21 protein-coding genes and 3 tRNA genes are annotated in these 22,726 nt (G+C 46.1%); 22 read left to right on the top strand and 2 right to left on the bottom strand.

Going from position 1 to position 22,726, the window contains the following annotated elements:
• Window positions 1-5 precede the first annotated feature (5 nt).
• From rsxE to BXO88_RS10415, 13 genes are all read left to right on the top strand, one after another.
• Window positions 6-704: an electron transport complex subunit RsxE gene (gene rsxE, locus BXO88_RS10475; RefSeq protein WP_078037677.1), complete on the top strand. Its 699-nt coding sequence runs from the start codon at window positions 6-8 to the stop codon at window positions 702-704.
• A gap of 2 nt (window positions 705-706) precedes the next feature.
• Complete coding sequence (locus BXO88_RS10470; RefSeq protein WP_078037676.1) at window positions 707-1,321, top strand: electron transport complex protein RnfA; 615 nt, start codon at window positions 707-709, stop codon at window positions 1,319-1,321.
• Window positions 1,322-1,333: 12 nt separating this feature from the next.
• Complete coding sequence (locus tag BXO88_RS10465) at window positions 1,334-2,284, top strand: RnfABCDGE type electron transport complex subunit B (protein ID WP_078037675.1); 951 nt, start codon at window positions 1,334-1,336, stop codon at window positions 2,282-2,284.
• A gap of 673 nt (window positions 2,285-2,957) precedes the next feature.
• Window positions 2,958-3,518: a hypothetical protein gene (locus tag BXO88_RS10460; protein WP_078037674.1), complete on the top strand. Its 561-nt coding sequence runs from the start codon at window positions 2,958-2,960 to the stop codon at window positions 3,516-3,518.
• 13 nt (window positions 3,519-3,531) lie between these two features.
• Window positions 3,532-4,053 (top strand): DUF2764 family protein, encoded by a 522-nt coding sequence (locus tag BXO88_RS10455; RefSeq protein ID WP_044994618.1) that lies wholly within the window; start codon window positions 3,532-3,534, stop codon window positions 4,051-4,053.
• A 27-nt stretch (window positions 4,054-4,080) separates the two neighbouring features.
• On the top strand, window positions 4,081-5,811 hold the full coding sequence (locus BXO88_RS10450; protein WP_078037673.1) for a V-type ATP synthase subunit A: 1,731 nt from the start codon (window positions 4,081-4,083) through the stop codon (window positions 5,809-5,811).
• 8 nt (window positions 5,812-5,819) lie between these two features.
• Window positions 5,820-7,112, top strand: a complete 1,293-nt coding sequence (locus tag BXO88_RS10445) for a V-type ATP synthase subunit B (RefSeq protein WP_036610188.1) — start codon at window positions 5,820-5,822, stop codon at window positions 7,110-7,112.
• Window positions 7,113-7,123: 11 nt separating this feature from the next.
• Entirely contained in the window at window positions 7,124-7,738 is a 615-nt protein-coding gene (locus BXO88_RS10440; RefSeq protein ID WP_078037672.1) for a V-type ATP synthase subunit D, read from the top strand.
• Window positions 7,735-9,582: a V-type ATP synthase subunit I gene (locus BXO88_RS10435; protein WP_078037671.1), complete on the top strand. Its 1,848-nt coding sequence runs from the start codon at window positions 7,735-7,737 to the stop codon at window positions 9,580-9,582. Before BXO88_RS10440 ends, BXO88_RS10435 begins: the two co-directional genes overlap by 4 nt.
• A 30-nt stretch (window positions 9,583-9,612) precedes the next feature.
• Window positions 9,613-10,065 carry an ATP synthase subunit K gene (locus tag BXO88_RS10430; RefSeq protein ID WP_036610178.1) on the top strand — a complete coding sequence of 151 codons (453 nt, stop codon included), beginning with the start codon at window positions 9,613-9,615 and terminating at the stop codon, window positions 10,063-10,065.
• Between the two features lie 228 nt (window positions 10,066-10,293).
• Window positions 10,294-12,252 carry an LCP family protein gene (locus BXO88_RS10425; RefSeq protein WP_078037670.1) on the top strand — a complete coding sequence of 653 codons (1,959 nt, stop codon included), beginning with the start codon at window positions 10,294-10,296 and terminating at the stop codon, window positions 12,250-12,252.
• A 60-nt stretch (window positions 12,253-12,312) separates the two neighbouring features.
• Window positions 12,313-12,398: transfer RNA gene (locus tag BXO88_RS10420), tRNA-Leu, on the top strand.
• A gap of 187 nt (window positions 12,399-12,585) precedes the next feature.
• On the top strand, window positions 12,586-14,142 hold the full coding sequence (locus BXO88_RS10415; RefSeq protein WP_078037669.1) for an ABC-F family ATP-binding cassette domain-containing protein: 1,557 nt from the start codon (window positions 12,586-12,588) through the stop codon (window positions 14,140-14,142).
• 71 nt (window positions 14,143-14,213) lie between these two features.
• Here BXO88_RS10415 and BXO88_RS10410 read toward each other — a convergent pair.
• Window positions 14,214-14,299 (bottom strand) — tRNA-Ser (locus BXO88_RS10410).
• A gap of 163 nt (window positions 14,300-14,462) precedes the next feature.
• On the opposite strand from BXO88_RS10410, the gene BXO88_RS10405 reads away from it, so the two are divergent.
• Both BXO88_RS10405 and BXO88_RS10400 read left to right on the top strand, forming a co-directional pair.
• On the top strand, window positions 14,463-15,584 hold the full coding sequence (locus tag BXO88_RS10405; protein ID WP_242945199.1) for an FAD:protein FMN transferase: 1,122 nt from the start codon (window positions 14,463-14,465) through the stop codon (window positions 15,582-15,584).
• Between the two features lie 113 nt (window positions 15,585-15,697).
• Window positions 15,698-15,769: transfer RNA gene (locus BXO88_RS10400), tRNA-Gln, on the top strand.
• Window positions 15,770-15,878: 109 nt separating this feature from the next.
• Here BXO88_RS10400 and BXO88_RS16325 read toward each other — a convergent pair.
• Window positions 15,879-16,079: a hypothetical protein gene (locus BXO88_RS16325; protein WP_139355572.1), complete on the bottom strand. Its 201-nt coding sequence runs from the start codon at window positions 16,077-16,079 to the stop codon at window positions 15,879-15,881.
• A gap of 156 nt (window positions 16,080-16,235) precedes the next feature.
• Here BXO88_RS16325 and BXO88_RS10395 point away from each other — a divergent pair, with 156 nt between their 5' ends.
• From BXO88_RS10395 to BXO88_RS10365, 7 genes are all read left to right on the top strand, one after another.
• Complete coding sequence (locus tag BXO88_RS10395) at window positions 16,236-16,595, top strand: GntR family transcriptional regulator (RefSeq protein ID WP_044994612.1); 360 nt, start codon at window positions 16,236-16,238, stop codon at window positions 16,593-16,595.
• Window positions 16,588-17,466 carry an ABC transporter ATP-binding protein gene (locus tag BXO88_RS10390; protein WP_168171684.1) on the top strand — a complete coding sequence of 293 codons (879 nt, stop codon included), beginning with the start codon at window positions 16,588-16,590 and terminating at the stop codon, window positions 17,464-17,466. The genes BXO88_RS10395 and BXO88_RS10390 overlap by 8 nt, the downstream gene beginning before the upstream one ends.
• Entirely contained in the window at window positions 17,463-18,983 is a 1,521-nt protein-coding gene (locus tag BXO88_RS10385) for a hypothetical protein (protein WP_078037666.1), read from the top strand. Before BXO88_RS10390 ends, BXO88_RS10385 begins: the two co-directional genes overlap by 4 nt.
• 195 nt (window positions 18,984-19,178) lie before the next feature.
• Complete coding sequence (gene mscL / locus BXO88_RS10380; protein ID WP_078037665.1) at window positions 19,179-19,655, top strand: large conductance mechanosensitive channel protein MscL; 477 nt, start codon at window positions 19,179-19,181, stop codon at window positions 19,653-19,655.
• Window positions 19,656-19,936: 281 nt separating this feature from the next.
• A complete protein-coding gene (locus tag BXO88_RS10375) occupies window positions 19,937-20,662 on the top strand; it encodes an acyl-[acyl-carrier-protein] thioesterase (protein ID WP_078037664.1) in 726 nt (241 codons plus the stop codon).
• Window positions 20,663-20,692: 30 nt separating this feature from the next.
• The gene (locus BXO88_RS10370; RefSeq protein WP_078037663.1) at window positions 20,693-21,343 is read left to right on the top strand and encodes a S1-like domain-containing RNA-binding protein; all 651 of its coding nucleotides are present in this window, start codon (window positions 20,693-20,695) and stop codon (window positions 21,341-21,343) included.
• Between the two features lie 169 nt (window positions 21,344-21,512).
• Window positions 21,513-22,625, top strand: coding sequence for an ABC transporter ATP-binding protein (locus BXO88_RS10365; RefSeq protein ID WP_078037662.1), 1,113 nt, complete (start codon window positions 21,513-21,515; stop codon window positions 22,623-22,625).
• The last annotated feature ends 101 nt before the right edge of the window (window positions 22,626-22,726 follow it).

Genomic DNA, 22,726 nt, shown 5'->3' with positions numbered 1-22,726 from the left:
GATAAATGAATAAGTATCTTGAAAGAATTTATAACGGCATCATCAAGGAAAATCCTACCTTCATTCTTATGCTTGGTATGTGTCCGACACTTGCTACAACAACAAGTGCCTTCAATGCCATCGGTATGGGTCTTTCCACTACCGCCGTACTTATGTTTTCAAACATGGTGATCTCCGCATTAAGAAACGTTATTCCTAACAGAGTACGTCTCCCGGGCGAGATCGTAGTTATAGCATCTCTCGTTACCATCGTACAGCTTCTCATGCAGGCATATACACCTGCTGTATACGAGTCACTGGGTATCTATATCCCTCTGATCGTTGTTAACTGTATCATCCTTGGAAGAGCAGAGGCATATGCGCTTTTCAATGCTCCTATCGTTTCCTTCTGTGACGGTCTCGGTATGGGTATCGGATTCACATTCTCACTGACAGTACTCGGCGCAGTACGTGAGCTCATCGGAAAGGGTTCTGTATTTGGATTCCAGCTTATCCCTTCTGATTTCAGCATCGGTATCTTCGCCCTTGCTCCAGGTGCTTTCATCGTTCTTGCGTTCCTTTCAGCGCTTCAGAACAAGCTGAGACTTCCATCCGCAACAAACAACGGAGAGGAAGTTCCTGAGTTCGTTACATCAGGTGATGTACTCGGCGCATTCAACAAGACAGAAGAAGCTCCAGCTTCTGAAGAGAAGAAGGAGGCATGAGAATGATCGATTTACTGTTAATTGCAATTAAATATTCACTGGTATCAAACGTAGTACTTGCCCAGTTCCTCGGAATCTGTGCTTTCCTCGGTGTATCCAAGAAAGTAGATTCTTCAAAGGGTATGGGCGCAGCCGTTATCTTCGTAATCGTACTTGCATCCTTAGTTTCCCACGCTATCTACGTGGCATTCATGGCTGCATCATCACCTCTGTGCAAGGCACTCGGTCTGAAGGATGGTCTTGAGTATCTCACCACCATCGTTTTCATTCTCGTAATCGCCGCACTGGTTCAGCTGGTTGAGATGTTCATGAAGAAGAACATGAAGGGTCTTTATGACGCCCTCGGTGTTTTCCTTCCTCTTATCACAACAAACTGTGCCGTTCTCGGTGTAGCACTGAATAACGTAACTTATGGATACAATTTCGCAGAGTGTCTTGTTTATGGTCTTGGTATCTCCATCGGATTTGCACTTGCACTTATCCTGATGGCATTTATCCGTGAGAACGTTATCGAGGGCAATGACAGCATCCCTAAGTCTTTCCAGGGATCCCCGATAGTACTTCTTACAGCAGGACTTATGGCAATCGCATTCTTCGGATTTGCCGGTCTGGTTTAAGGAGGTAACGACATGATAGTTACATTTATTATTGTCGCTGCCGGACTTGTCGGTGCGACTGGTTTGATCCTTGGAATGTTCCTCGGAGTTGCTTCCGAGAAGTTCAAGGTAGAAGTTGATGAGACAGAAGCAAAGGTAAGAGCTGCGCTTCCAGGTAATAACTGCGGTGCCTGCGGTTTCCCGGGCTGTGACGGTTGTGCCAAGGCTATCGCAAGCGGTGCCGCTCCTGTTAATCAGTGTCCTGTAGGAGGTGCTCCTGTAGCAGAGAAGATCGCTGCCATCATGGGTACTGACGCTTCAGGCGAAACAGCTGATAAGAAGGTTGCTTTCGTAAGATGTCAGGGTGACTGTACAAAGGCTAAGCAGGCCTTCCACTATACAGGTATCGCAGATTGTTCAGATCTTTCTGTAGTACCTAACGGCTCTGAAAAAGAGTGCCCATACAGCTGCTGTGGATACGGCACCTGTGTAAAGGCTTGTAAGTTCGATGCTATTCACATCGTAAACGGAGTAGCAAAGGTAGATAAGGAGAAGTGTGTAGCTTGTGGCGCCTGCGTAAAGGCTTGTCCAAAGCATATCATTGATTTCGTTCCTTATAAGAAGAAGCACATAGTTGCATGTCAGAATCATCTGAAGGGCAAGACCGTCAAGGATGCCTGTGCAGTAGGATGTATCGCCTGCGGAATGTGTGAAAAGAACTGTCCATTCGATGCAATTCACGTTATCGACGGTCTTGCAGTTATGAATGACAAGTGTAAGGATTGCGGCATCTGTGCACAGAAGTGCCCTGTAGGTGCAATCACAGGTAAGCGTCCGGTTAAGCCGGCAGCTCCAAAGGCACCGGCTGCTGCGGCAGCACCTGCCACAGCCGATAAGGCTGCAGCTGCTGTAGAAACCAAGGCTTCGGCTCCAGCTACTGCAGAAAAGCCTGCAGAGCAGCCTGATAATACAGCCAACGCCTGATAGAAATAATTTCTATAGACCAAGAAGAGATAACTCACTCCCTGTTAAGGGTGTGAGTTATCTCTTTTTTTATGTCAGATTTCCATGTATTTATAAAATACACAGGATAAAAACTTATAAAATCCATCAAAAATATTTATCGTTATTAAATTAACAATTCCTCCCACTTATCCGCTTACAGTTCACCATGGCAATATTTGTTTCCTCCACTTTGATTAAAAATATGCTCAAAAAATGGGATAGCATCTATTTTTTCTATTTTCAGCCCGGGACTTTTTTGGGCACAAACTACAATATAACGCTATATATCATTCACAAAATAGACGATTATGCATAATCAGAGCCCTCTCTTTTATTGCCATTGTTAAAAATTTAGTGTAGAATTTATCATTGTATACATCGTAGCGGAGAAATTAATTTTCTTTTTACATAAAAATATTAACGCTTTATAAATCATGAAAACTAATTTTATTCCAAATTACGCCGATGTTACTAAAGTAAGCTGTCAAACCGCGTCTTTTTCCCGGAACGGATGCAGGCAGGCGGCATCTGCTCTTAATTCCTTGCACAGAAATCACTAATATGCAATTTCATTAGCTTTATCTGTGGTACAAGCGATGAGTGTAGAAAAGTATGATCAAAAAGCGTATCGATTTTTACTAGGAGGAAACTTATGGAATTACAGATTCAGGATTTGGTCACATCGATCCGTAAAGAGGGTATCGATGCTGCCAACGCACAAGCAGAATCTATCATTGCAGAAGCAAAGAAAAAAGCAGATGCAATTGTTTCCGATGCTAAGGCTGAAGCTGAAAGCGTGAAGGCTTCGGCTGAAAAGGAGATCGGAATCATGAAGGAAAGTGCTTCTGTCAGCGCCGAGCAGGCAAAACGGGATGCTGTGCTTGCATTTAAGACAGAGGTACAGGCTGCATACGAGAAAATTCTCAAGGATGACGTAAAAAAGGCGCTGACCGGAGAAGCTCTCGGAAAACTTATCAAAGCAGCTGTCACCGGTGAGGATGTATCCAAGTACACCGCAGAGATAGCTGAGGTTTCAGATGCTTTAAAGAGCCAGCTGGCACAGGAGATCAAGGATGGTCTTGAGATCAAACCTACAAAGGGCGTCAAGGCAGGATTCCGTCTCGCAGCAAAGGATGGATCCGGATATTTTGATTGTACCGAAGCTGAAATTGCCGAGATGGTGATGCCGTACTTCAGAAACCTTGACATCTAACGGGAGGTGAATGATGGCTGCATATTATTATCTAGTATCGAGCTTGCCGGAACTCAGAAGTGACGGAGAAATGCCTCTCAGCTATCAGGAATTCCTTGATTTGTGTGTGTCAACAGTAAGCGAAGATAAGTACAGGCTCCTTAGAGACCTTACACTTTCTTCAACTGACGGTCCTCTCGTAAAGGAGTGGAACCGCGTTTATGGTTCACTGACAAAAGAGCTTAATTATCAGCGAAGCATGAAACTGGGAAAATCTTATCCCGCTCCGGCAAATAAGGACTTCATGACTGCTCAGGTTGTAAGCTCCGCACTGGCAGCTAAGGACCCACTCGAGGCAGAGAAAATCATGCTGGATTATGAGTTCCAGCAGCTTGACGAGCTTGTAGGTCTTCACATGTTCGACGATTATGTATTGTTCGGATATGCTGTGAAGCTGAAGTTACTCGAACGTCAGGGCTGCTTTGATCACGACAAGGGTTCTTCGGAATTCAGACAGCTACTCAGTGAGGTACAGCAGCGTGTTTACAATTTGTAATTTTGATAAATTTATCGGGAGACTTATATGGAAACAGTAACAGGACATGTGACTGGCATCAACAGTAACTTGGCGAATGTCAGCTTCGAAGGCGCTGTCCGCAAGAATGAGGTTGGTTATATTCTTGTAGATGACAAGCGTCTGAAGGGCGAGGTCATCCGTATTACTAACGGTGTAGCCAGTATGCAGATTTATGAGATGTCAAACGGCATCAAAATCGGGGATCCGGTAGAGTTCACCGGAGAACTGATGAGCGTTGATCTGGGACCGGGAATTCTGACACAGATCTATGACGGACTTCAGAACCCACTTCCTGAGCTTGCAGAAAAGTGTGGTTTCTTCCTTCAGAGAGGTGTATACCTTGACGCTATTCCAAACAAGGATTGGGAGTTCACTCCTGTAGCAAAGGTTGGAGACTCTGTTTCCGCCGGAGACACTATCGGAACAGTTCCGGAGGGTATCTTCACCCATCGTATCATGGTTCCGTTCACATTAAAGGGAAGTGACTGGACAGTTAAGTCCATTAAGGAAAAGGGCTCATACAATGTTCGTTCTACCATCTGCGTTATCGCAAACGGCGCAGGAGAGGAGAAGGAGCTTTCCATGGTCATCACTCAGCCTGTAAAGCAGCCTATCAGCTGTTATGAAGAGAGACTGAAGCCTGATGAGCCTCTTATCATGAAGCTTCGATGCGTAGACGCATTCCTTCCTGTTGCAAAGGGTGGTACCTTCTGTGTACCTGGACCTTTCGGAGCTGGTAAGACAGTTCTTCAGCACATGGAGGCTAAGAACGGTGAAGCAGATATCGTTATCATCGCTGCCTGCGGAGAGCGTGCCGGTGAGGTAGTTGAAGTTCTTACAGAGTTCCCTGAGCTGGATGACCCTCGTACAGGCCGTTCACTTATGGAAAGAACAGTTATCATCTGTAACACTTCTTCCATGCCTGTTGCAGCGAGAGAAGCATCCTGCTACACAGCCGTAACTATCGCAGAGTACTACAGACAGATGGGATTAAACGTTCTCCTTCTTGCAGACTCAACATCACGTTGGGCTCAGGCCATGAGAGAGATGAGCGGACGTCTCGAGGAGATTCCTGGTGAGGAAGCTTTCCCTGCTTACCTCGAGTCAACCATCGCATCCTTCTATGAGAGAGCCGGTAAGGTTCGTCTGAAGGATGGTTCAATCGGTTCCGTAACCATCGGTGGTACAGTATCACCTGCCGGCGGTAACTTCGAAGAGCCTGTTACACAGGCAACTCTTAAGGTCGTAGGTGCTTTCCACGGACTTTCACGTGAGAGATCCGATGCACGTAAGTATCCTGCTATCGACCCTATGGAGTCATGGTCAAAGTATCCGGGAATCATCGATATGGATCTCGTTGAGAAGGCTCGTGGAATCCTCCGCAGAAGTATCGAGATCAACCAGATGATGAAGGTTATCGGTGAGGAAGGTACTACAGCAGAAGACTACATCACTTATCAGAAGGGTGAGCTGCTTGATGCCGTATATCTGCAGCAGAACTCATTTGATCCTATCGACGCAGCATGTCTTCCTGAGAGACAGAGAATCGAATTCGATGTTCTCTACGAAGCATTGATGCTTAAATATGACCTCGAAGATAAAGATGAGATCCGTTCTTTCTTCAACCAGTTAAGACAGGAATTCCTCGATTGGCACGGAACTGTTTTTGAAACACCTGAATTTGAAGCTCAGAAGAATAAGATCACAGATTTCTTTAAATCAAAGGCATTAGCTTAGGAGGTCTTATGCAGAAAGTATATACAAAAATTGAGTCAATAGTCGGCAATGTTATCACCGTAAGGGCCGATGGCATCCGTAACGGAGACCTCGCTCTGGTTGGTGACAGCTATGCCAATGTTATCAAGCTCGACCGTGATATGGTTTCTCTTCAGGTCTTCGCCGGCGCTCAGGGTGTAAGTACTAACGACCCTGTACGTTTCCTCGGAAGACCGATGCAGGTGTCCTTCTCAGAGCACCTTTTAGGCCGTATCTTTAACGGTGCAGGTGTCCCAAGAGATAACGGACCTGCTCTCAAGGATAACATGATAGATATCGGTGGTCCTTCATTCAACCCGGCAAAGCGTATCGTTCCCAAGAAGATGATCCGTACCGGTATCCCGATGATCGACCTCTTCAATACACTGGTAGAGAGCCAGAAGCTCCCTATCTTCTCAGTATCCGGAGAACCTTACAACCAGCTGCTCGCAAGAATCGCTCTTCAGGCAGAGGTTGACGTAATCGTTCTCGGTGGTATGGGTCTTAAGTATGATGACTATCTGTCCTTCAAGGATACTCTTGAAAAGGGCGGCGCTATGAGCCACACAGTTATGTTCATCCATACTGCAGCGGATCCTACAGTTGAGAGTACACTGGTTCCTGATATGTCACTTGCCGTTGCAGAGCAGTTCGCTCTTGAGGGCAAGAAGGTACTTGTACTTCTTACAGATATGACCAGCTACTGCGATGCTCAGAAGGAGCTCGCGATCACCATGGAGCAGGTTCCTTCAAACCGTGGTTACCCGGGAGATCTTTACAGTATGCTCGCTTCCCGTTACGAGAAGGCGGTTGCCATCGAAGGCGCAGGTTCCATCACTATTCTCGGTGTTACTACCATGCCGGGTGATGACGTTACACACCCTGTACCTGATAATACAGGATATATCACAGAGGGTCAGTTCTACTTAAAGAACGGACACATCGAGCCATTCGGTTCCCTGTCCAGACTTAAGCAGAACGTTAACGGCAAGACCCGTGATGACCATCGTGCACTGATGGATGGTATGATCAAGCTTTATGCACAGTACAAGGAAAGTCTTGAGAAGAAGTCAATGGGCTTTACCATGAGTGCATGGGATGACAAGCTTCTGAAGTATGGTGAGATGTTCGAGTCCAAGCTTATGGACCTCAGTGTAAACATTCCGCTGGAAGCTGCTCTTGATCTCGGATGGGAAATCCTTGCAGATTGCTTTGAGCCTAACGAAACCGGTCTTAAGACAAGTCTTATCAAGGAAAGATGGCCAAAGACATTGGATGATTAAAGGAGCAGTTTATGGCGATCAAACTCACTAAAAATGAACAGAAAGTGCAGAAAGATCACCTGAAACAGTATCAACGATATCTGCCTACCCTGCAGCTTAAAAAGCAGCAGCTGCAGTCGGTAATCATGCAGATAAAGGCTGATCTTGAAAAGAAGCAGGCCGAACGCGAGGATATGATAGGAAACCTTGATGACTGGATCGCTGTTTTCGCTGAGAATACACTTTTCGATGCTGAAAAGCAGCTGAACACTCTGGTGCAGCCGGACAAAGTAATTGTTACGACTGAGAACATCGCCGGTGTAAAGCTTCCGGCTTTCAAGGAGCTCACCTTCAAAGATATATCCTACAGCGTTGACGACTATCCTTTATGGGTCGACACTGCACTTATAAAGCTGCGTGAGATTGCGCGTCTGGATGCATTGGTATCTACTTTGAGAAAACAGGTAGAACTTCTGGATAAGGAACTTCGTTCCACATCCCAGAGAGTAAACCTCTTCGAGAAGGTCAAGATACCGGAGGCAAAGGAAAATATCCGCGTCATCGGTGTTTATCTCGGTGACCAGCAGACTGCCGCAGTTGTACGCGGAAAGATTTCAAAGAAGAAACTTGTGGAGGTAGGCCGATGATAGAAAAGATGAAAATGGTCCACGTCGTTACCACTGTTTCTCATAAAGACGAAATGCTGGAGGGCTTACGTGATTTAGGTCTCCTGCACATTAAAGAGAGGAAGAGCGCAACCCACGCTGCAACCGAAAAGTTCAGTGATCTTGCAAAAACAGTTTCTCGACTTCTCGATTACGCGCCGGACAAAAAATCAAAAGAAACCACGACAACACCTCCGGTTCTTTCTGATGAAGCATTTGACAAAATGTACAAGAGTGCCAAAGCGGCACTCAGCAAAAAAGACAGTCTTTCTCAGGAGATATCTACTACCGCGGCTGAGATCGAAAGAATCGAGCCATGGGGCAGTTTTTCTCCTTCTGATGTACGAGAGCTGAAGAAGCTCGGTTTCGACCTCCATTTTTACAGGGTTGGTCAGGCTGAGTGTGAGCAGATACTGCAGGACGAAAACATTAAGGCCATCAGACTCGCATCAGTAGAAAAGACCGATACACTTGCAGTAATCGGAACACTTCCGCCGGATATTCCGGCAACGGAATTCTCCCTTCCCGAAAAGGGACTGGATGAACTCCGTAAGGATATGGATATCTTCCGTAAGGAAGAATCCGAGTGTGTCAAGACACTCACGGACACAGCCGTATACGAGAACAGCTTCCAGTCTCAGATGCTGAAGGCACAGAACGAAGAAGATTTTTCTTCCGCCAGTGAGACCGCAGAGAGTGATGAAAAGCTGGTTTGGATATCCGGTTATATCCCTGAGGTTGATCTCGAGGCATTCAAGGCGGGTGCTAAGACAAACAACTGGGCTTACGCCGTAGAAGATGTTTCACCGGAAGATGAGACCATCCCTACAAAGCTCCGTTATAACAAGGTGACTAAGCTTATTTCACCGCTTTATGATATGCTCGGTATACTTCCGGGTTACAGAGAGGCGGATATATCGCTTTGGTTCCTGATATTCTTTGCACTGTTCTTCGCGATGATCATCGGTGACGGAGGATACGGAATGATCTTCCTGATTGCCGCCATCGTAATTATTGCAAAGACCAAGAAGCTTACAACACCTGTATTCCTGCTTCTTGTCCTTTCCATCTCAACCGTTATCTGGGGTGCCGTTACAGGAACCTGGTTCGGTATGGAATCGGCAATGAATGTACCTATCCTAAAGGCGATGGTACTTCCGGGATTTGCGAACTATCCTGAATATTTCGGACTCACCGGAGCAGAACAGCAGAACAACATCATGAAATTCTCATTCTCAATCGGTGCATTGCAGATGGAAGTCGGAAGTTTGCTCGCTGTAAAGAAGAAGCTGGGAGAAAAGGATCTAAGCTTTGTATCGGATATAGGATGGATGATCACTATCGTTGGAATGTACCTCCTTTCACTTTATCTGGTAATAGGAGAGAGCATCCAGATCGCACCGGTCTTTGCGGCAATCGCAGTAGGCTTCGTGCTGGTAGTTCTTTTCAGCGGCATGGCTCCTGGAATGAGCTTTGCTGAGGGAGTTAAGGCAGGTCTCGGAGGAGCATTTACAAGCTTCCTGAACACCATCAGCTGTTTCGGTAACGTAATGAGTTACATAAGACTCTTTGCAGTAGGAATGGCAGGTCTTGCGATCTCACAGAGTTTCAACAACATGGCAGCCGGAATGTCCTCCGGACCGCTCATCATAGCGGGAGCTATAGTTGTGATCATCGGACACGTAATCAACATCGTTATGTGTATCCTTTCAGTAGTAGTACATGGCGTACGTCTTAACGTACTTGAGTTCTCAGGACAGGTTGGTCTCGAATGGACAGGTACAGCGTATGAGCCATTTAAAATGAACGATAAAATAAAGAATTAAGTTCAAATCTAAATTTAAAGGAGAAAGACTATGAATATCGCTTATATTGGTATGGCAGCAGCACTTGGTCTGTCTGCATTAGGATCAGCTTTTGGTGCAGGTATGGCAGGACAGGCAGCAGTAGGAGCATGGAAGAAGTGTTATGCAGCCGGCAAGCAGGCTCCATTCATCATGACAGCTTTTGCAGGTGCACCTCTTACACAGACAATTTACGGTTTCCTTCTCATGAACTTCATCGCAAGTGCATGGAATGCAGGAACTATCGATCCGGCTCTTTCACTCGGAATCGGTATCTTCGGCGGAATCGCAATCGGTTTCTCAGCATTCTTCCAGGGCAAGGCTGCAGCAGCTTCTGCTGACGCTCTTGGTGCTACAGGAAAGGGTACCGCAAACTACTTCGTAGTAATCGGTGTCATCGAGACAGTTGCTCTTTTCGCACTGGTATTCTGCATGCTGCTTCTCAATACAGCAACAATCAAGTAATCGATCATTCGATCAGAATAATGTTTACCACAGGGCTCCGCGGCGACGCGGAGCTCTTTTTTGTGGTAAGACGGTCAGATGGTTCCCCGGTCAAAATTCTGTGAATTCTTTAATTTCCGCTGACGATACTGTTAAAATGCTTTAATTCCCATTTACCCTTTGTTATAATCCCTCTGCTTTAGAATAGAAAATAAAATCCATGTGATTTTTATCAGGAGTAGAGATATTATGAAAAATACAGATTACGACGATTTTTCTCCTCGTCCACGCAGGACCGCAAGGTCAAAGGGATCCGAAGAACGTCTTTCTGAAATGCGTGCCCGCTCGGAGAGATACAAAGCTTCATACGAGGATGATTACTTAGATGTCCCCAATCACAGTAACAGGAGACCATCCGGAAACAGATTCGAAGACAGCCATGACGGAAGATACGATGAGGATTATTCCGGCAGAAGAATGAATCCTGACAGATCAGGGAGCAATGTCTATAAAAGCCGTGCAGTGAACCGGAATCTCGCCGAGCTTGAGCAGGAGGCCTTTGAAAACGAGCGCTACGAAAGAGACAGCGCCGGAACATATGATACCGGTTATGATTACGACTCGGAATATGCATCCGACAGAGTCAGACGCTCAGCACAGGCTCAGGGAAGACGTAATTCCGGAAGAACCTATGCCGAAAGATCAGGCATCGGAAGAGAGAGCTCCGCAGCACGTGGCGTGAGTGCAGGCGCAGCTTCATCTGTACGCCCGGGAAGAAGGGGCAAAAATCCTGTAAAGCGCATACTTGCAACACTTCTTATATTCGTACTTTTAATTGTCGGCGGCTTCTTCGCATGGAGTCAGGTGAAGAATCTCATGAAGCCGAAATACTGGACAGTAGCTGTCTTCGGCGTAGATTCACGTGACGGAAACCTGGGTGCCGGAGCCCTCAGTGATGTCATCATGGTGGCAAGTATCAACAGAAGAACAGGAGATGTGAATCTCACCTCCGTATACCGTGATTCTTACCTCCAGATCGATGATGAGGGTAACTATCACAAGATAAACGAGGCTTATTTCAAAGGCGGTTACGAACAGGCAATAGCGGCTCTCGAAAGGAATCTCCAGCTCAGTATCGACGATTATGTAACCTTCAACTGGAAGGCGGTCGCCGAAGGAATCACCATGTTGGGCGGCATCGATCTCGACATCAGCGACTCGGAGTTCAAGTATATCAATGCCTTCATCACTGAGACTGTAAACTCCACGGGGCTCGGTTCTGTCCAGCTCGAGCACAGCGGAATGAACCATCTTGACGGAGTTCAGGCTGTTGCCTACGGAAGACTTCGTCTCATGGATACGGACTTCAACCGTACCGCAAGACAACGTAAGGTTTTACAGCTGGCTATGGAGAAGGCGAAGACAGCGGATAAGAAGACATTGGCAGCAACAGCCATGACGGTAATGTCAGAGATAAAGACCAGCATCGGACTTGATGATGTACTGGATATGGCAAAGAACGTCAAGAACTATAACATACAGAATGCCGTAGGCTTCCCGTTTTCAAGAGACACAACTCTGGTTGGCAAGATGGACGTTGTAGTTCCTGCAACACTTGCTTCAAACGTACTGCAGCTTCATCCTTTCCTGTACGGTGATGATGCAGCGAACTTTACGCTGAACGACACAGTAAAGAAGATCTCCGCACACATTCAGGAAAAAACCGGAATAGGGGAGCTCAAGAATGCCGATATCCCGAAGATAGGTGGCGGAACCGGAATCACTAAGGCGGCGGATGAGACTGCTGCGGAAACGAAGAAAGAAACAGAAACAAAGGCGGCAGAAACAAAGACCGAAGAAACAAAGGCTCAGGAAACTACTGAAGCGGAGACTACAGCAAAGGCCGAAACAGAAGCGGAGACCTCTGATACCATAGAGGATATAGAAACAGAAAAGGAAACCGAATCCAAGAAGGAAGAGGAGACCAAAAAAGAAACAAAAGAATCTAAAGAAGAGACCAAAGAGAACAAGGAAACGGAGTCTGAGAAGAACAGCTCTGACAAACCGGACAACTCAGATCAACAGCAGGATAATGCGCCTTCTCATCCGGGAGACAATTCAGGACCGTCTGACGGTCCCTCCGCAGGTCCCGGAGGTTTAACAGAGGGTGATACTGCAGGACCTTCTGCAGGTCCCGGAGCTGTGTGACGACACTGTAAATCTTCTTATTGACAAGCGCCGAAATATCTTATATTATAATTTGGTGCTGCCGGTATGGCGGAATAGGCAGACGCTCGGGACTTAAAATCCCGTGCCCAGTGATGGGCGTGCCGGTTCGACCCCGGCTACCGGCATAAAACCAGTATTCAAGGAAACTTGATACTGGTTTTCTTTTATATAAAAATATACCATAAGTGCCTTAAGTTTATCTCACAGTTACACTCTGTACGGAATGATCAACTTTTGACACTAAATCATTAGTTAAGCTGTTATTTAACCCCTGCACATGCCGGATCCCCGGCAGAACGGAGTATTTGTTTTATGAGTATTTTAAATGTTGAACACCTGACCCACGGTTTCGGCGACCGCGCCATCTTTGACGACGTATCCTTCCGTCTACTGAAGGGAGAGCATATCGGTCTAATAGGTGCCAACGGAGAGGGAAAGTCCACCTTCATGAGCATTATCACAGGAAAGCTTCAGCCTGATGAAGGAAAGGTTGAGTGGTCAAAGCACGTAAAGGTCGGCTATCTTGACCAGCATGCCGTGCTTCAGCCCGGCATGACCATTGGAACCGTACTTTCAAGTGCATTTGACGAGCTCTACAAGATGGACGAGCGGTGTAATGAGCTTTACGGTCTCATGGCTACGGCCTCGGAAGAGGAAATGAACGAGTACATGGAAGAAGCAGGCACTCTTCAGGAGCTCCTGAGCGCCCATGACTTTTACCTTATTGATGCAAAGGTCAATGAAGTTGCCCGTGCCCTTGGTCTTCTGGATCTCGGTCTCGACAGGGATGTCACAGAGCTTTCCGGCGGTCAGAGAACCAAGGTACTGCTTGCGAAGCTTCTTCTGGAGAAGCCTGAGATACTGCTTCTTGACGAGCCCACCAACTACCTTGACGAGGAGCATATAGCATGGCTCAAAAAGTATCTTCAGGACTATGAGAATGCCTTCATCCTGATATCACATGACATCCCTTTCCTGAACAGCGTCATAAACATTATCTACCACATGAATAACAGGCAGCTTTCAAGATATGTGGGAGACTATCACCATTTTGAAGAAGTCTATGCCGCCCAGAAGGCACAGCAGGACGCCGCTTACAAGCGTCAGCAGCAGGAGATCGCGGATCTCGAGGATTTCGTTGCCAGAAACAAGGCCCGTGTATCAACGAGAAACATGGCCATGTCCCGTCAGAAGAAGCTGGATAAGATGGAGAGAATCGATAAGGTGAGAGAGAAGCCGAAGCCAAGCTTCACCTTCCTCTACTCAAAGACTCCGGGCAAGTACCTTATCTCCACAAAGGATCTCGTAATAGGATATGACGAACCGCTTTCAGCGCCGCTAAACCTCGAGATGGAGCGAGGCAGCCGCATCGTTATGACCGGTGCAAACGGTATAGGAAAGACAACTCTTCTGAAGAGCCTTCTCGGACTTATCGATCCTATCTCTGGAAAGGTTGAGCTCGGAGACAATCTCGATATAGGCTACTTCGAGCAGGAGACTGCCGGTGACAATGACAACACCAGTCTTCAGGAGATCTGGAATGAGTTCCCGGGACTTAACCAGTCTGAAGTCCGTGCAGCTCTGGCAAAATGCGGACTCACCAGTCAGCACATAGAAAGTAAGATTCGTGTTCTTTCAGGAGGAGAGCAGGCAAAAGTCCGTCTCTGCAAGCTTCTGAACCGCCCTTCAAACATCCTGGTTCTGGACGAGCCTACGAACCATCTGGACCCGGATGCAAAGGATGAACTGAAGAGAGCACTTCTCGAATACAAGGGCAGCATCCTTATGGTCTGCCACGAGCCTGAGTTCTATCAGGACATAGCAACAGACATATGGGACTGCACCAAGTGGACCACTAAGGTGGTATGACACAGCAACAAAAAAGGCTTAAAACCGATGATGTTATGAGATCATCACGGTTTTAAGCCTTTTACTTTTCGCGGAGATGCAGGGATTTGAACCCTGGCGCCGTTTCCGACCTAGCGCATTTCGAGTGCGCCCCCTTCGGCCTCTTGGGTACATCTCCAAAAAATCGTACTAAAAAAATATAATACACCACCCTCACAAAGTCAAATAGCAAATCAGTTAAGATCAACAGAGTCTTACTTTTATATAAATACCTGCATTGTTTTCGGCAAAATCCCGCCGCATATGCTATAATGGCTGAGTTTTATATATGGAGGTATGCATTGAAAAAGATTTTATTTAAAAGAAGATTTTCAGCTGCAGCCGCTATCCTTTCGGCGGCAGCATTGGCAATAACAGCAACCGGTTGCGCAAAGAAGCCTGTCGAGAAAACACGATACAACGCCCAGTTCCTGGATGTTTTCGACACCGTCTCCATGGAGATAGGATACGAGCCGGACGAAGAGACTTTTAAATCCAGATACAAGGATTCTCATGACCTGCTTCTGAAGGAGCACCAGCTCTTCGATATTTATAACGATTACGAAGGCGTAAACAACATTAAGACCATCAACGACAATGCGGGCAAGGAGCCTGTGAAGGTTGACGAAAAGCTTATAGAGCTCCTGAAGTGGGGCAAGGAAGTGTATACCCTCACTGACGGAAAGCTGAATATCGCTTACGGTGCGGTGCTTCGTCTCTGGCACGACAAGCGTGAGATAGGCATGGCAGATCCTTCGAAGGGTGAGCTTCCTGATGAAGAGGCTCTCAGAGAGGCTGCAAAGCACACCAACATCGATGATGTGATCATTGACGAAGAGGCAGGAACCGTGTTCCTGAAGGATCCTGAAATGAGTCTTGATGTGGGAGGCATAGCAAAGGGCTACGCTACAGAGGATGCCGCAAAGCTCATAGAGGGTGCCGGATCAGACAGCTTCATGCTGAATCTGGGCGGAAATCTCCGTGCCATCGGTCTCAAAAATAATACCGAGAAATGGGTATGTCCTGTTGAGAACCCTACCTTCCGCGACAACCAGACCGGGGATCAGTACGCTGTAGTTACTTATCTCGAGGATGCTTCCCTCGTTACATCCGGGGACTACGAGCGCTACTATGTGGTAGACGGAGAGCGATATCATCACATCATTGACCCTGACACCTTATATCCTGCGAAGTATCACCGCAGTGTTACCATCCTGACTCATGACTCAGCTCTTGCGGATGCACTTTCAACAGCTCTTTTCTGCATGAGTGTCGAAGACGGAAAGGCCCTCATCAAATCTGTTTCAGATGGTACCAGCGTTCTTGGAAAGAGCGATAGAGTAGGCAGGATCGACGCCATGTGGATCGAAGCCGACGGAACTCAGGAGTTCACTGACGGATTTTCAGAAATAACGAAAGAGTGATCTGATGCCCGCAGATATTTTCTGCGGGCATTAATTATAAAAATTTATTTTATTGTTGACATAACCTATACCTTAGTGTAGTATATACAAGTCGCTTGAAGCGACACTCATATAGCGCTGTCGCCAAGTGGTAAGGCAACGGATTCTGATTCCGTCATTCCCAGGTTCGAATCCTGGTAGCGCTGCTTTCAGAACTCAGAGCTTTGGCTCTGAGTTTTTTTGTATATATCCCATATTACGAAGGAATGTGGGATGCCGCCCAGGCGGCGAGGCTGGTTTTGCCGTAAGGCAAAATCAAACGAAAATGCCCGGCGCTTTAGCGCCATCTAATGGCATTTTCTCCTCGTATATATCCCATATTCCGAAGGAATGTGGGATGCCGCCCCAATCATATCTGCCGCCTTTTTTGCTTTCCCTTCCCTGTTTTTCACTAAATTCTTTATTTTTTATTTCATCCCCATTCATTCCATTAACTTTTTTTGAATAATCATACACCCCTGTTGCATTTCACCGGAATAGTAGTACAGTTAATACAGCTAGTACAATTAATACAGATGTCATGAGTGTCATTAAGTCTATCCCGCATATCTGTGCATACACAAGGGTGAGATAGAGTTTTGACACTTATACTGACAGATTCGGAGGTGAAATATGTTCCTTGTCAACCTTCAGAGCAAGGAGCCCATATTTGAGCAGATACAGACTCAGATACTGAGCTTCATAGAAGCCGGAGTCCTGAAATCCGGCGACAAGCTCCCTTCTGTAAGACAGCTGGCAACGGAAAACGGCATTAACCCTAACACCGTTGCCAAGGCATACGCCCAGCTGGAGCAGAAGGGATACGTATACAATCTGCCAAAGAAAGGGGTCTATGTAGCGAATATCAGTATGGAAAATTCAAAAATGCTTCAGATAACATCATTGCTTAAGCCGCTCAAGGACAACGGCATCACAAAAGAAGAGGTCCTCGCGGCCGTGAACAAGGTATATGGGGAGGATAACCATGCTTAAGATAGAACACTTGTCAAAAAACTTCGGCAAAAAAGAAGTTCTTAAAGACCTGAACCTTACAGTCAACACAAAATCCATAGTCGGTCTCGTAGGTATAAACGGCGCCGGAAAATCGACCCTGCTTCGTTCCATTGCCGGAGTATACGCACCGGAAACGGGCAGTATAACCCTCGATGGAAAAAGCACATATTACGACATGAGCACAAAGAAGAAGATAGCCTTCGTAAGCGACGAGGCGTACTTCCCCTTAGGCTCCACCATAGAAAGCCTCAAGCTGTTCTATGAGTGCATGTACGATTTTGATCCGGAGGCCTATCAGAAATATCTAAAGATGTTCGAGCTTGATCCGAAGGCTTCCATCGCCACCTTTTCAAAGGGTATGAAGCGAAGAGTATCACTTTTGTTCGCCCTCGCCATACACCCTAAGCTAATGCTCCTGGACGAGGCCTATGACGGACTTGAACCTATAGCAAGGCTCCACTTCAAAAATGCATTGACGGACCTTCTCGAAGACGAAGACGTTTCCGTCATCATATCGTCCCACAGCCTGAAGGAGCTTGAAGATATCTGTGACAGCTTCGCCATGCTGGAAGACGGCAGGATACTCAGCGGAGGAGATCTCTCAGAGTCCAAGGCAAACATTAACAAGTATCAGCTGGCCTTCAGGGAAGATCGTACAAAAGATGACTTCCATGACCTCGACATCCTCCAGTTCGAAAAGGAAGGTCAGGTATACAAGCTGGTCATCCGGGGAGACGCGGATCAGGTGGAAGATCAGTTAAGAGCCATGGATCCGATCCTTCTGAACATACTTCCGGTCAATTTCGAAGAGCTTTTCATATATGAACTTGAAAGAGAGGCACGATCATGAATAAAAACTACTTCAAATGGCTGATAAAGAGCCGCAGGATCTCGATACTTTTCTTCCTGCTTATCTCAGTGGCCTTTCAGCTTATTTCCTTCACCGGTTATGACCACCTGCATCCGGAGGATACCTTTACAGCCTGCGCCAACATAGGAAATATTCTTTCCATACTTCTCAGTGCCGCTGTACCTGTACTTCTTTTTTCATACATTCACAGAAAGAACAGTGTGGACATGTTCCTGTCACTCCCTGTTTCCAGAAAGGAACAGCTTCTGACGAACATACTTTTAACATGGCTCATGGCCTACGGAAGCTTCTTACTGGGCACCGCCATCGTGTGGATCACCAAGGCATTTCACGCAGTACCCGTACACAGATTTCTGCTCCTTCAGGGTTATGAAGCCTATTCACTGCTGGTACTGATACTTGTGAACACCGCGGTCTATACATTGGCAAACTCCATCTTCGACGGAATAGTGATGATAGGAGCCTACTCAACACTTCCCGGAGTTGTCGGGATCTCCATAATGATCTTCATGCAGTGCATGATAGCCGGCAGAAATCTTCCGCCAGACAGCTTCATATACGATATTGCGGTAATGCTTTCGCCTGCAGGTATGCTTGCCTCAAATCTCGAGTTCATCCTTGAGCCCGAGTACGCACAGCTTTCCATCTTCAGTGTCCGCTATGTGCTGCTGCAGTTTTTGTACGCCGTTATCGCGATCGTACTTTTGAGATATCATTTCATAAAGAGAAAGGCAGAGAGAGCCGGACAAATCTCCGACGATATACTTTCATATCCTTTCATCATAAACATTTACCTCGCCCTTATCCTTCTTGATATGGCATGGTCTATAGTTTCCGACGGATGGGACAACATGGAGTTCTTCTACCTCCTTCTGTTCTTCATATACATAGTGGCATCCTTCGTCTACAAGAGAACTCTGAAGATCACATGGCGCCCCATAGCCTATTTCGTCTTTGCCACCGTGGCTTCCCTATGCTTCGCAAAGGCAGGATGGGCCACAGAAGGTTTCGGTCTCAGCAAGCTCCCTTACGACCTGTTCAGCCAAAGGTACCTCTGTTATTCCTATGATGCATTTGTATCCATAGAGGATCTCGGAACCATTCTCGAGAGTGGCGAAGATACAGAGACACATGAGGCAAATGTGGAATTCACCATGGTGATACCAAAAGAGAAAAAAGAACGTTACAACGCTATGATAGAAAAACTCGAAGACTATCGCAGACAGTCCAGAGCCAAATTCTATAACTCCGGCAAGGAGAACAGTACCTACATTATGTTCAGGGTCTACAACAAGGCGGATCTCGAAAAAGGCATGGAATTCCAGCAGTACGACTATGACGGAGCACATCCTCTTTCAGAAGCGGATCTTAAGGAGATCAGTAAATACTGCGAGGTCACAGTCACACCTCACCTCGGAACCGATAATAAAATGAGTTATATAGATATGGATCTTTCCGAGTTCCTGAAGTGGAGAGAAACAGAATATAAAAATTAAAAACAGCAGAATAAAATAGAATTTTCACATGATCCGGAGTAAAATGGTTTTATTAAAAAATCATGGCTCCGGATCTTTTTTGATGTTTCGGTGTCGCCCTCAAGCCTACGGCTCCACCTTATATCCGGTGAGCTGAATGATCTAAGCATTGGCACAGGCATCTTTTATAGTCCCGGGCAGAATAGGAGCATATCGATGAAAGATTTTATCAAGGAATTTAAAGAGTTTGCAGTAAAAGGAAACATGATCGATCTTGCAGTCGGCATGATCATCGGTTCTGCATTCACAGCTCTCGTAAAGAGCGTGGTTGACGATCTCGTTATGCCTATCCTTTCCATCTTTACAGGAAAGATCGACTTCAACAACATGTTCATCCCTCTGGCAGGTCAGACAACAAAGGTCTACGCCGACGCAGTGGCAGAGGGTGCGGTTTTCGGTTATGGAAAGTTCATAACTCAGGCTATTTCTTTCCTTATCATGGCATTTGTAGTTTTCCTTTTCGTGAAGGGAATGAACAAGCTGAGAAAACAGGAAGCAGAGGCACCTGCTGTTCCTGCCACAAAGGAGTGTCCATACTGCAAGTCTGAGATCAAGATCGAGGCTACAAGATGTCCTAACTGCACATCAAAGCTTGAAGGCTTCAAGATCGACGCAGCAGAGCTGAACGCATAACCGGTATTACATAAGCCTGTTTCGATCCGGCAGATGTTGAAATATTTGCTTCTCAGAAGATTGTTCAAAAGTAAAATATCTGTTGCTTTTATTTATGAATGCGATTAAGATACCGGTATTACTTTCAGCGGATATACGCTGAGATACCTCTGTTGTATGAGACGGCAGATACGCGAAACGGACGAAACACCTTAGAACACAGCATCAAAGCAGGTTTCGCGGAAACGTTGAACCTGCTTTTATTGTACACATATACACCTTTACCAGATGAAAGGAGCACCATGTACGAGTTTGACGCAAGAGTACGTTATTCAGAAACAGACGAGACACAGAACATCACTATTACAGCGCTTGTAAATTATCTTCAGGACTGCAGCACCTTTCATTCAGCGGACGTAGGCCTCACAGTGGATCACCTGAGCGAGATCCACAGGGCATGGCTCCTCAGCTACTGGGATATTTATATTGAACGTATGCCCCGTTTGTATGAAAATATATCTATCGGAACAAGCCCTCACGAATTCAGAGGTGTTCTTGCCCACAGAAATTTCTGGGTAAAGGATAACGACGGAAACTATCTTCTGAAAGCCGACAGTCTCTGGTTCAACTTCGACACAGAACGCATGCGTCCTGTAAAGATAGAAGAAAACATGATCGAGCCTTTCGGCGAAATAGACAATGTTCTTAACCTGCCTGCAAGCGACAGGAGAGTTACAGCACCGGAGGAGCTCACTACCGGTGAGGCCATAAAGGTAGAGCAGCATCACATTGACACAAATCATCATGTGAACAATGCTCAGTACATCCAGATTGCAGACGACGTCCTGACAGCTGCCACGGAAGGAAAGGTGCATTTCACCTCCGGTCGTATCAGGGCAGAGTACAGGAAGGCAGCAGTTCTCGGAGACATCATGATCCCGAAATACGGACAGACCGATAGCGGAAGCGTGGTAGTCAGTCTCCAGAATGAATCCGGAGAAGTATACTGCAATATAGAATTTTCATAAATCCAGACACAATCATAGAAAGGAAACCAAATGATCGAATTAGGAAAGATTCAGACACTTAAGATAGCACGTGAAAAGGATTTCGGTGTATATCTCGCAGACGAGGAAGGCGCATCCGTACTTCTTCCGAAAAAGCAGGTTCCAAACGGAAAGAATATAGGAGACGATATAGAGGTTTTCGTATATAAGGATTCCCGCGATCGTCTTATAGCAACTACAAAGAAGCCCCTTATCTCAGTGGGCGAGATAGCAAAGGTACTGGTAAAGGATGTTACCAACATCGGTGCTTTCGTTGATATCGGACTTGAGAGAGATGTACTCCTTCCTTATCACGAGATGCGTTACGAGCTCAAAAAGGGTGACACCATCGAGGTTTATCTTTATGTGGATCACTCTCAGCGCCTTGCCGCAACCATGTACACAAAGAAGCATGAAGACGCGACAGTTATTAAAAATGACAAAATCAAGACCTATTTTTATGAGCAAAATGCCGATGAGGTACTCACCATTTTGAAAGAAAAGTTCGATGGACATGTACCATACACCGATAAAACTGTACAACCTGACGAAATTCAGCGTGATTTCGGCATGTCAAAGGCCGCATTTAAGCGTGCAGTAGGCAAATTGCTGAAAGAAGGGAAGATTAAGATTACAAAAACTTCGATTTTTTGTCTTTATTAACAAAACCGGTTTTCCTACCGACACTTTGTCTAAAATTTGACGTTCCTTTTTGGGAAGCTCTGCCCTAGAGATTGAATTTTTATTAGAGTATTATACGGATAGTTCAAAAAAAGCGGAGGAGATACCGCTGATAGTACTAGATGTATAGCTGATAAGGAGACAAACAATTATGGCAAGTGTAGTTCTTAAAGACGTCACAAAAAAGTATCCTAACGGATTCGTTGCCGTTAAGGAGTTCAATCTTGATGTAAAGGATCAGGAGTTTATCATTTTCGTAGGACCATCTGGATGTGGTAAGTCCACAACTCTTCGTATGATCGCAGGACTTGAGGATATCTCAAGCGGTGATCTCATGATCGACGGAAAGAGAATGAATGATGTAGAACCAAAGGACAGAGATATCGCGATGGTATTCCAGAACTACGCTCTGTATCCTCATATGACAGTATATGATAACATGGCATTCGGTCTTAAGCTTCGTAAGGTACCTAAGGATGAGATCGATCAGAAGGTACATGAGGCCGCAAGAATCCTTGACCTTGAGCACCTTCTCGACAGAAAGCCAAAGGCTCTTTCAGGTGGACAGAGACAGCGTGTTGCCATGGGACGTGCTATCGTCCGCAGACCTAAGGTATTCCTTATGGACGAGCCTCTTTCAAACCTCGATGCAAAGCTGAGAGCTCAGATGCGTGTAGAGATCGCAAAGCTTCATAAGTCTCTTGAGACAACAATCATCTACGTTACTCATGACCAGACAGAGGCTATGACACTCGGAACAAGAATCGTCGTTCTCAAGGATGGTATCATCCAGCAGGTAGATTCACCTGAGAACCTTTACGATACACCTTGCAACAAGTTCGTTGCAGGATTCATCGGTTCACCTCAGATGAACATGATCGACGCAGAGTGCGCAGAGGTAAATGGCGAGGTAACACTTACTTTCGCAGATCACACAATTACACTCAGCAAGGAGAAGGCTGCAAAGCTTAAGGATGGCGGATATGTAGGCAAGACCGTAACTCTCGGTATCAGACCTGAGCACATTCATGATGAGGCTGATTTCGTAGCAGCTCATCCAAAGCAGACAGTTCAGGCAGAGATCAAGGTTTACGAGATGCTCGGTGCAGAAACACTTCTTTACTTCGATCTCGGAGATGCTTCATGGGTTGCAAGAGTTAACCCTAAGACAGCAGCTCGTACAGGTTCCAATGTTACATTTGCGATCGACGAGTCAAAGATCCACGTATTCGACAAAGAGACAGAGAAGACCATCACAAACTAAGATTTTTCAAAGAACCGGAGCAGTAGTGCTTCGGTTCTTTTTTTGTAACACGTTCCGGCTTCTTAATTTATGGAAAAGTCTCTTCATGTCGAATAACAGAA

This window comes from Oribacterium sp. C9, from assembly GCF_002007235.1.
Lineage (GTDB): Bacteria > Bacillota > Clostridia > Lachnospirales > Lachnospiraceae > Oribacterium.
This window is presented reverse-complemented; position numbering and strand designations above follow the sequence as displayed.

Bases quoted from the DNA above. Each gene is read 5' to 3' on its own strand.
- rsxE (WP_078037677.1), top strand. From the start codon at position 6: ATGAATAAGTATCTTGAAAGAATTTATAACGGCATCATCAAGGAAAAT.
- BXO88_RS10470 (WP_078037676.1), top strand. From the start codon at position 707: ATGATCGATTTACTGTTAATTGCAATTAAATATTCACTGGTATCAAAC.
- BXO88_RS10465 (WP_078037675.1), top strand. From the start codon at position 1,334: ATGATAGTTACATTTATTATTGTCGCTGCCGGACTTGTCGGTGCGACT.
- BXO88_RS10460 (WP_078037674.1), top strand. From the start codon at position 2,958: ATGGAATTACAGATTCAGGATTTGGTCACATCGATCCGTAAAGAGGGT.
- BXO88_RS10455 (WP_044994618.1), top strand. From the start codon at position 3,532: ATGGCTGCATATTATTATCTAGTATCGAGCTTGCCGGAACTCAGAAGT.
- BXO88_RS10450 (WP_078037673.1), top strand. From the start codon at position 4,081: ATGGAAACAGTAACAGGACATGTGACTGGCATCAACAGTAACTTGGCG.
- BXO88_RS10445 (WP_036610188.1), top strand. From the start codon at position 5,820: ATGCAGAAAGTATATACAAAAATTGAGTCAATAGTCGGCAATGTTATC.
- BXO88_RS10440 (WP_078037672.1), top strand. From the start codon at position 7,124: ATGGCGATCAAACTCACTAAAAATGAACAGAAAGTGCAGAAAGATCAC.
- BXO88_RS10435 (WP_078037671.1), top strand. From the start codon at position 7,735: ATGATAGAAAAGATGAAAATGGTCCACGTCGTTACCACTGTTTCTCAT.
- BXO88_RS10430 (WP_036610178.1), top strand. From the start codon at position 9,613: ATGAATATCGCTTATATTGGTATGGCAGCAGCACTTGGTCTGTCTGCA.
- BXO88_RS10425 (WP_078037670.1), top strand. From the start codon at position 10,294: ATGAAAAATACAGATTACGACGATTTTTCTCCTCGTCCACGCAGGACC.
- BXO88_RS10415 (WP_078037669.1), top strand. From the start codon at position 12,586: ATGAGTATTTTAAATGTTGAACACCTGACCCACGGTTTCGGCGACCGC.
- BXO88_RS10395 (WP_044994612.1), top strand. From the start codon at position 16,236: ATGTTCCTTGTCAACCTTCAGAGCAAGGAGCCCATATTTGAGCAGATA.
- BXO88_RS10390 (WP_168171684.1), top strand. From the start codon at position 16,588: ATGCTTAAGATAGAACACTTGTCAAAAAACTTCGGCAAAAAAGAAGTT.
- BXO88_RS10385 (WP_078037666.1), top strand. From the start codon at position 17,463: ATGAATAAAAACTACTTCAAATGGCTGATAAAGAGCCGCAGGATCTCG.
- mscL (WP_078037665.1), top strand. From the start codon at position 19,179: ATGAAAGATTTTATCAAGGAATTTAAAGAGTTTGCAGTAAAAGGAAAC.
- BXO88_RS10375 (WP_078037664.1), top strand. From the start codon at position 19,937: ATGTACGAGTTTGACGCAAGAGTACGTTATTCAGAAACAGACGAGACA.
- BXO88_RS10370 (WP_078037663.1), top strand. From the start codon at position 20,693: ATGATCGAATTAGGAAAGATTCAGACACTTAAGATAGCACGTGAAAAG.
- BXO88_RS10365 (WP_078037662.1), top strand. From the start codon at position 21,513: ATGGCAAGTGTAGTTCTTAAAGACGTCACAAAAAAGTATCCTAACGGA.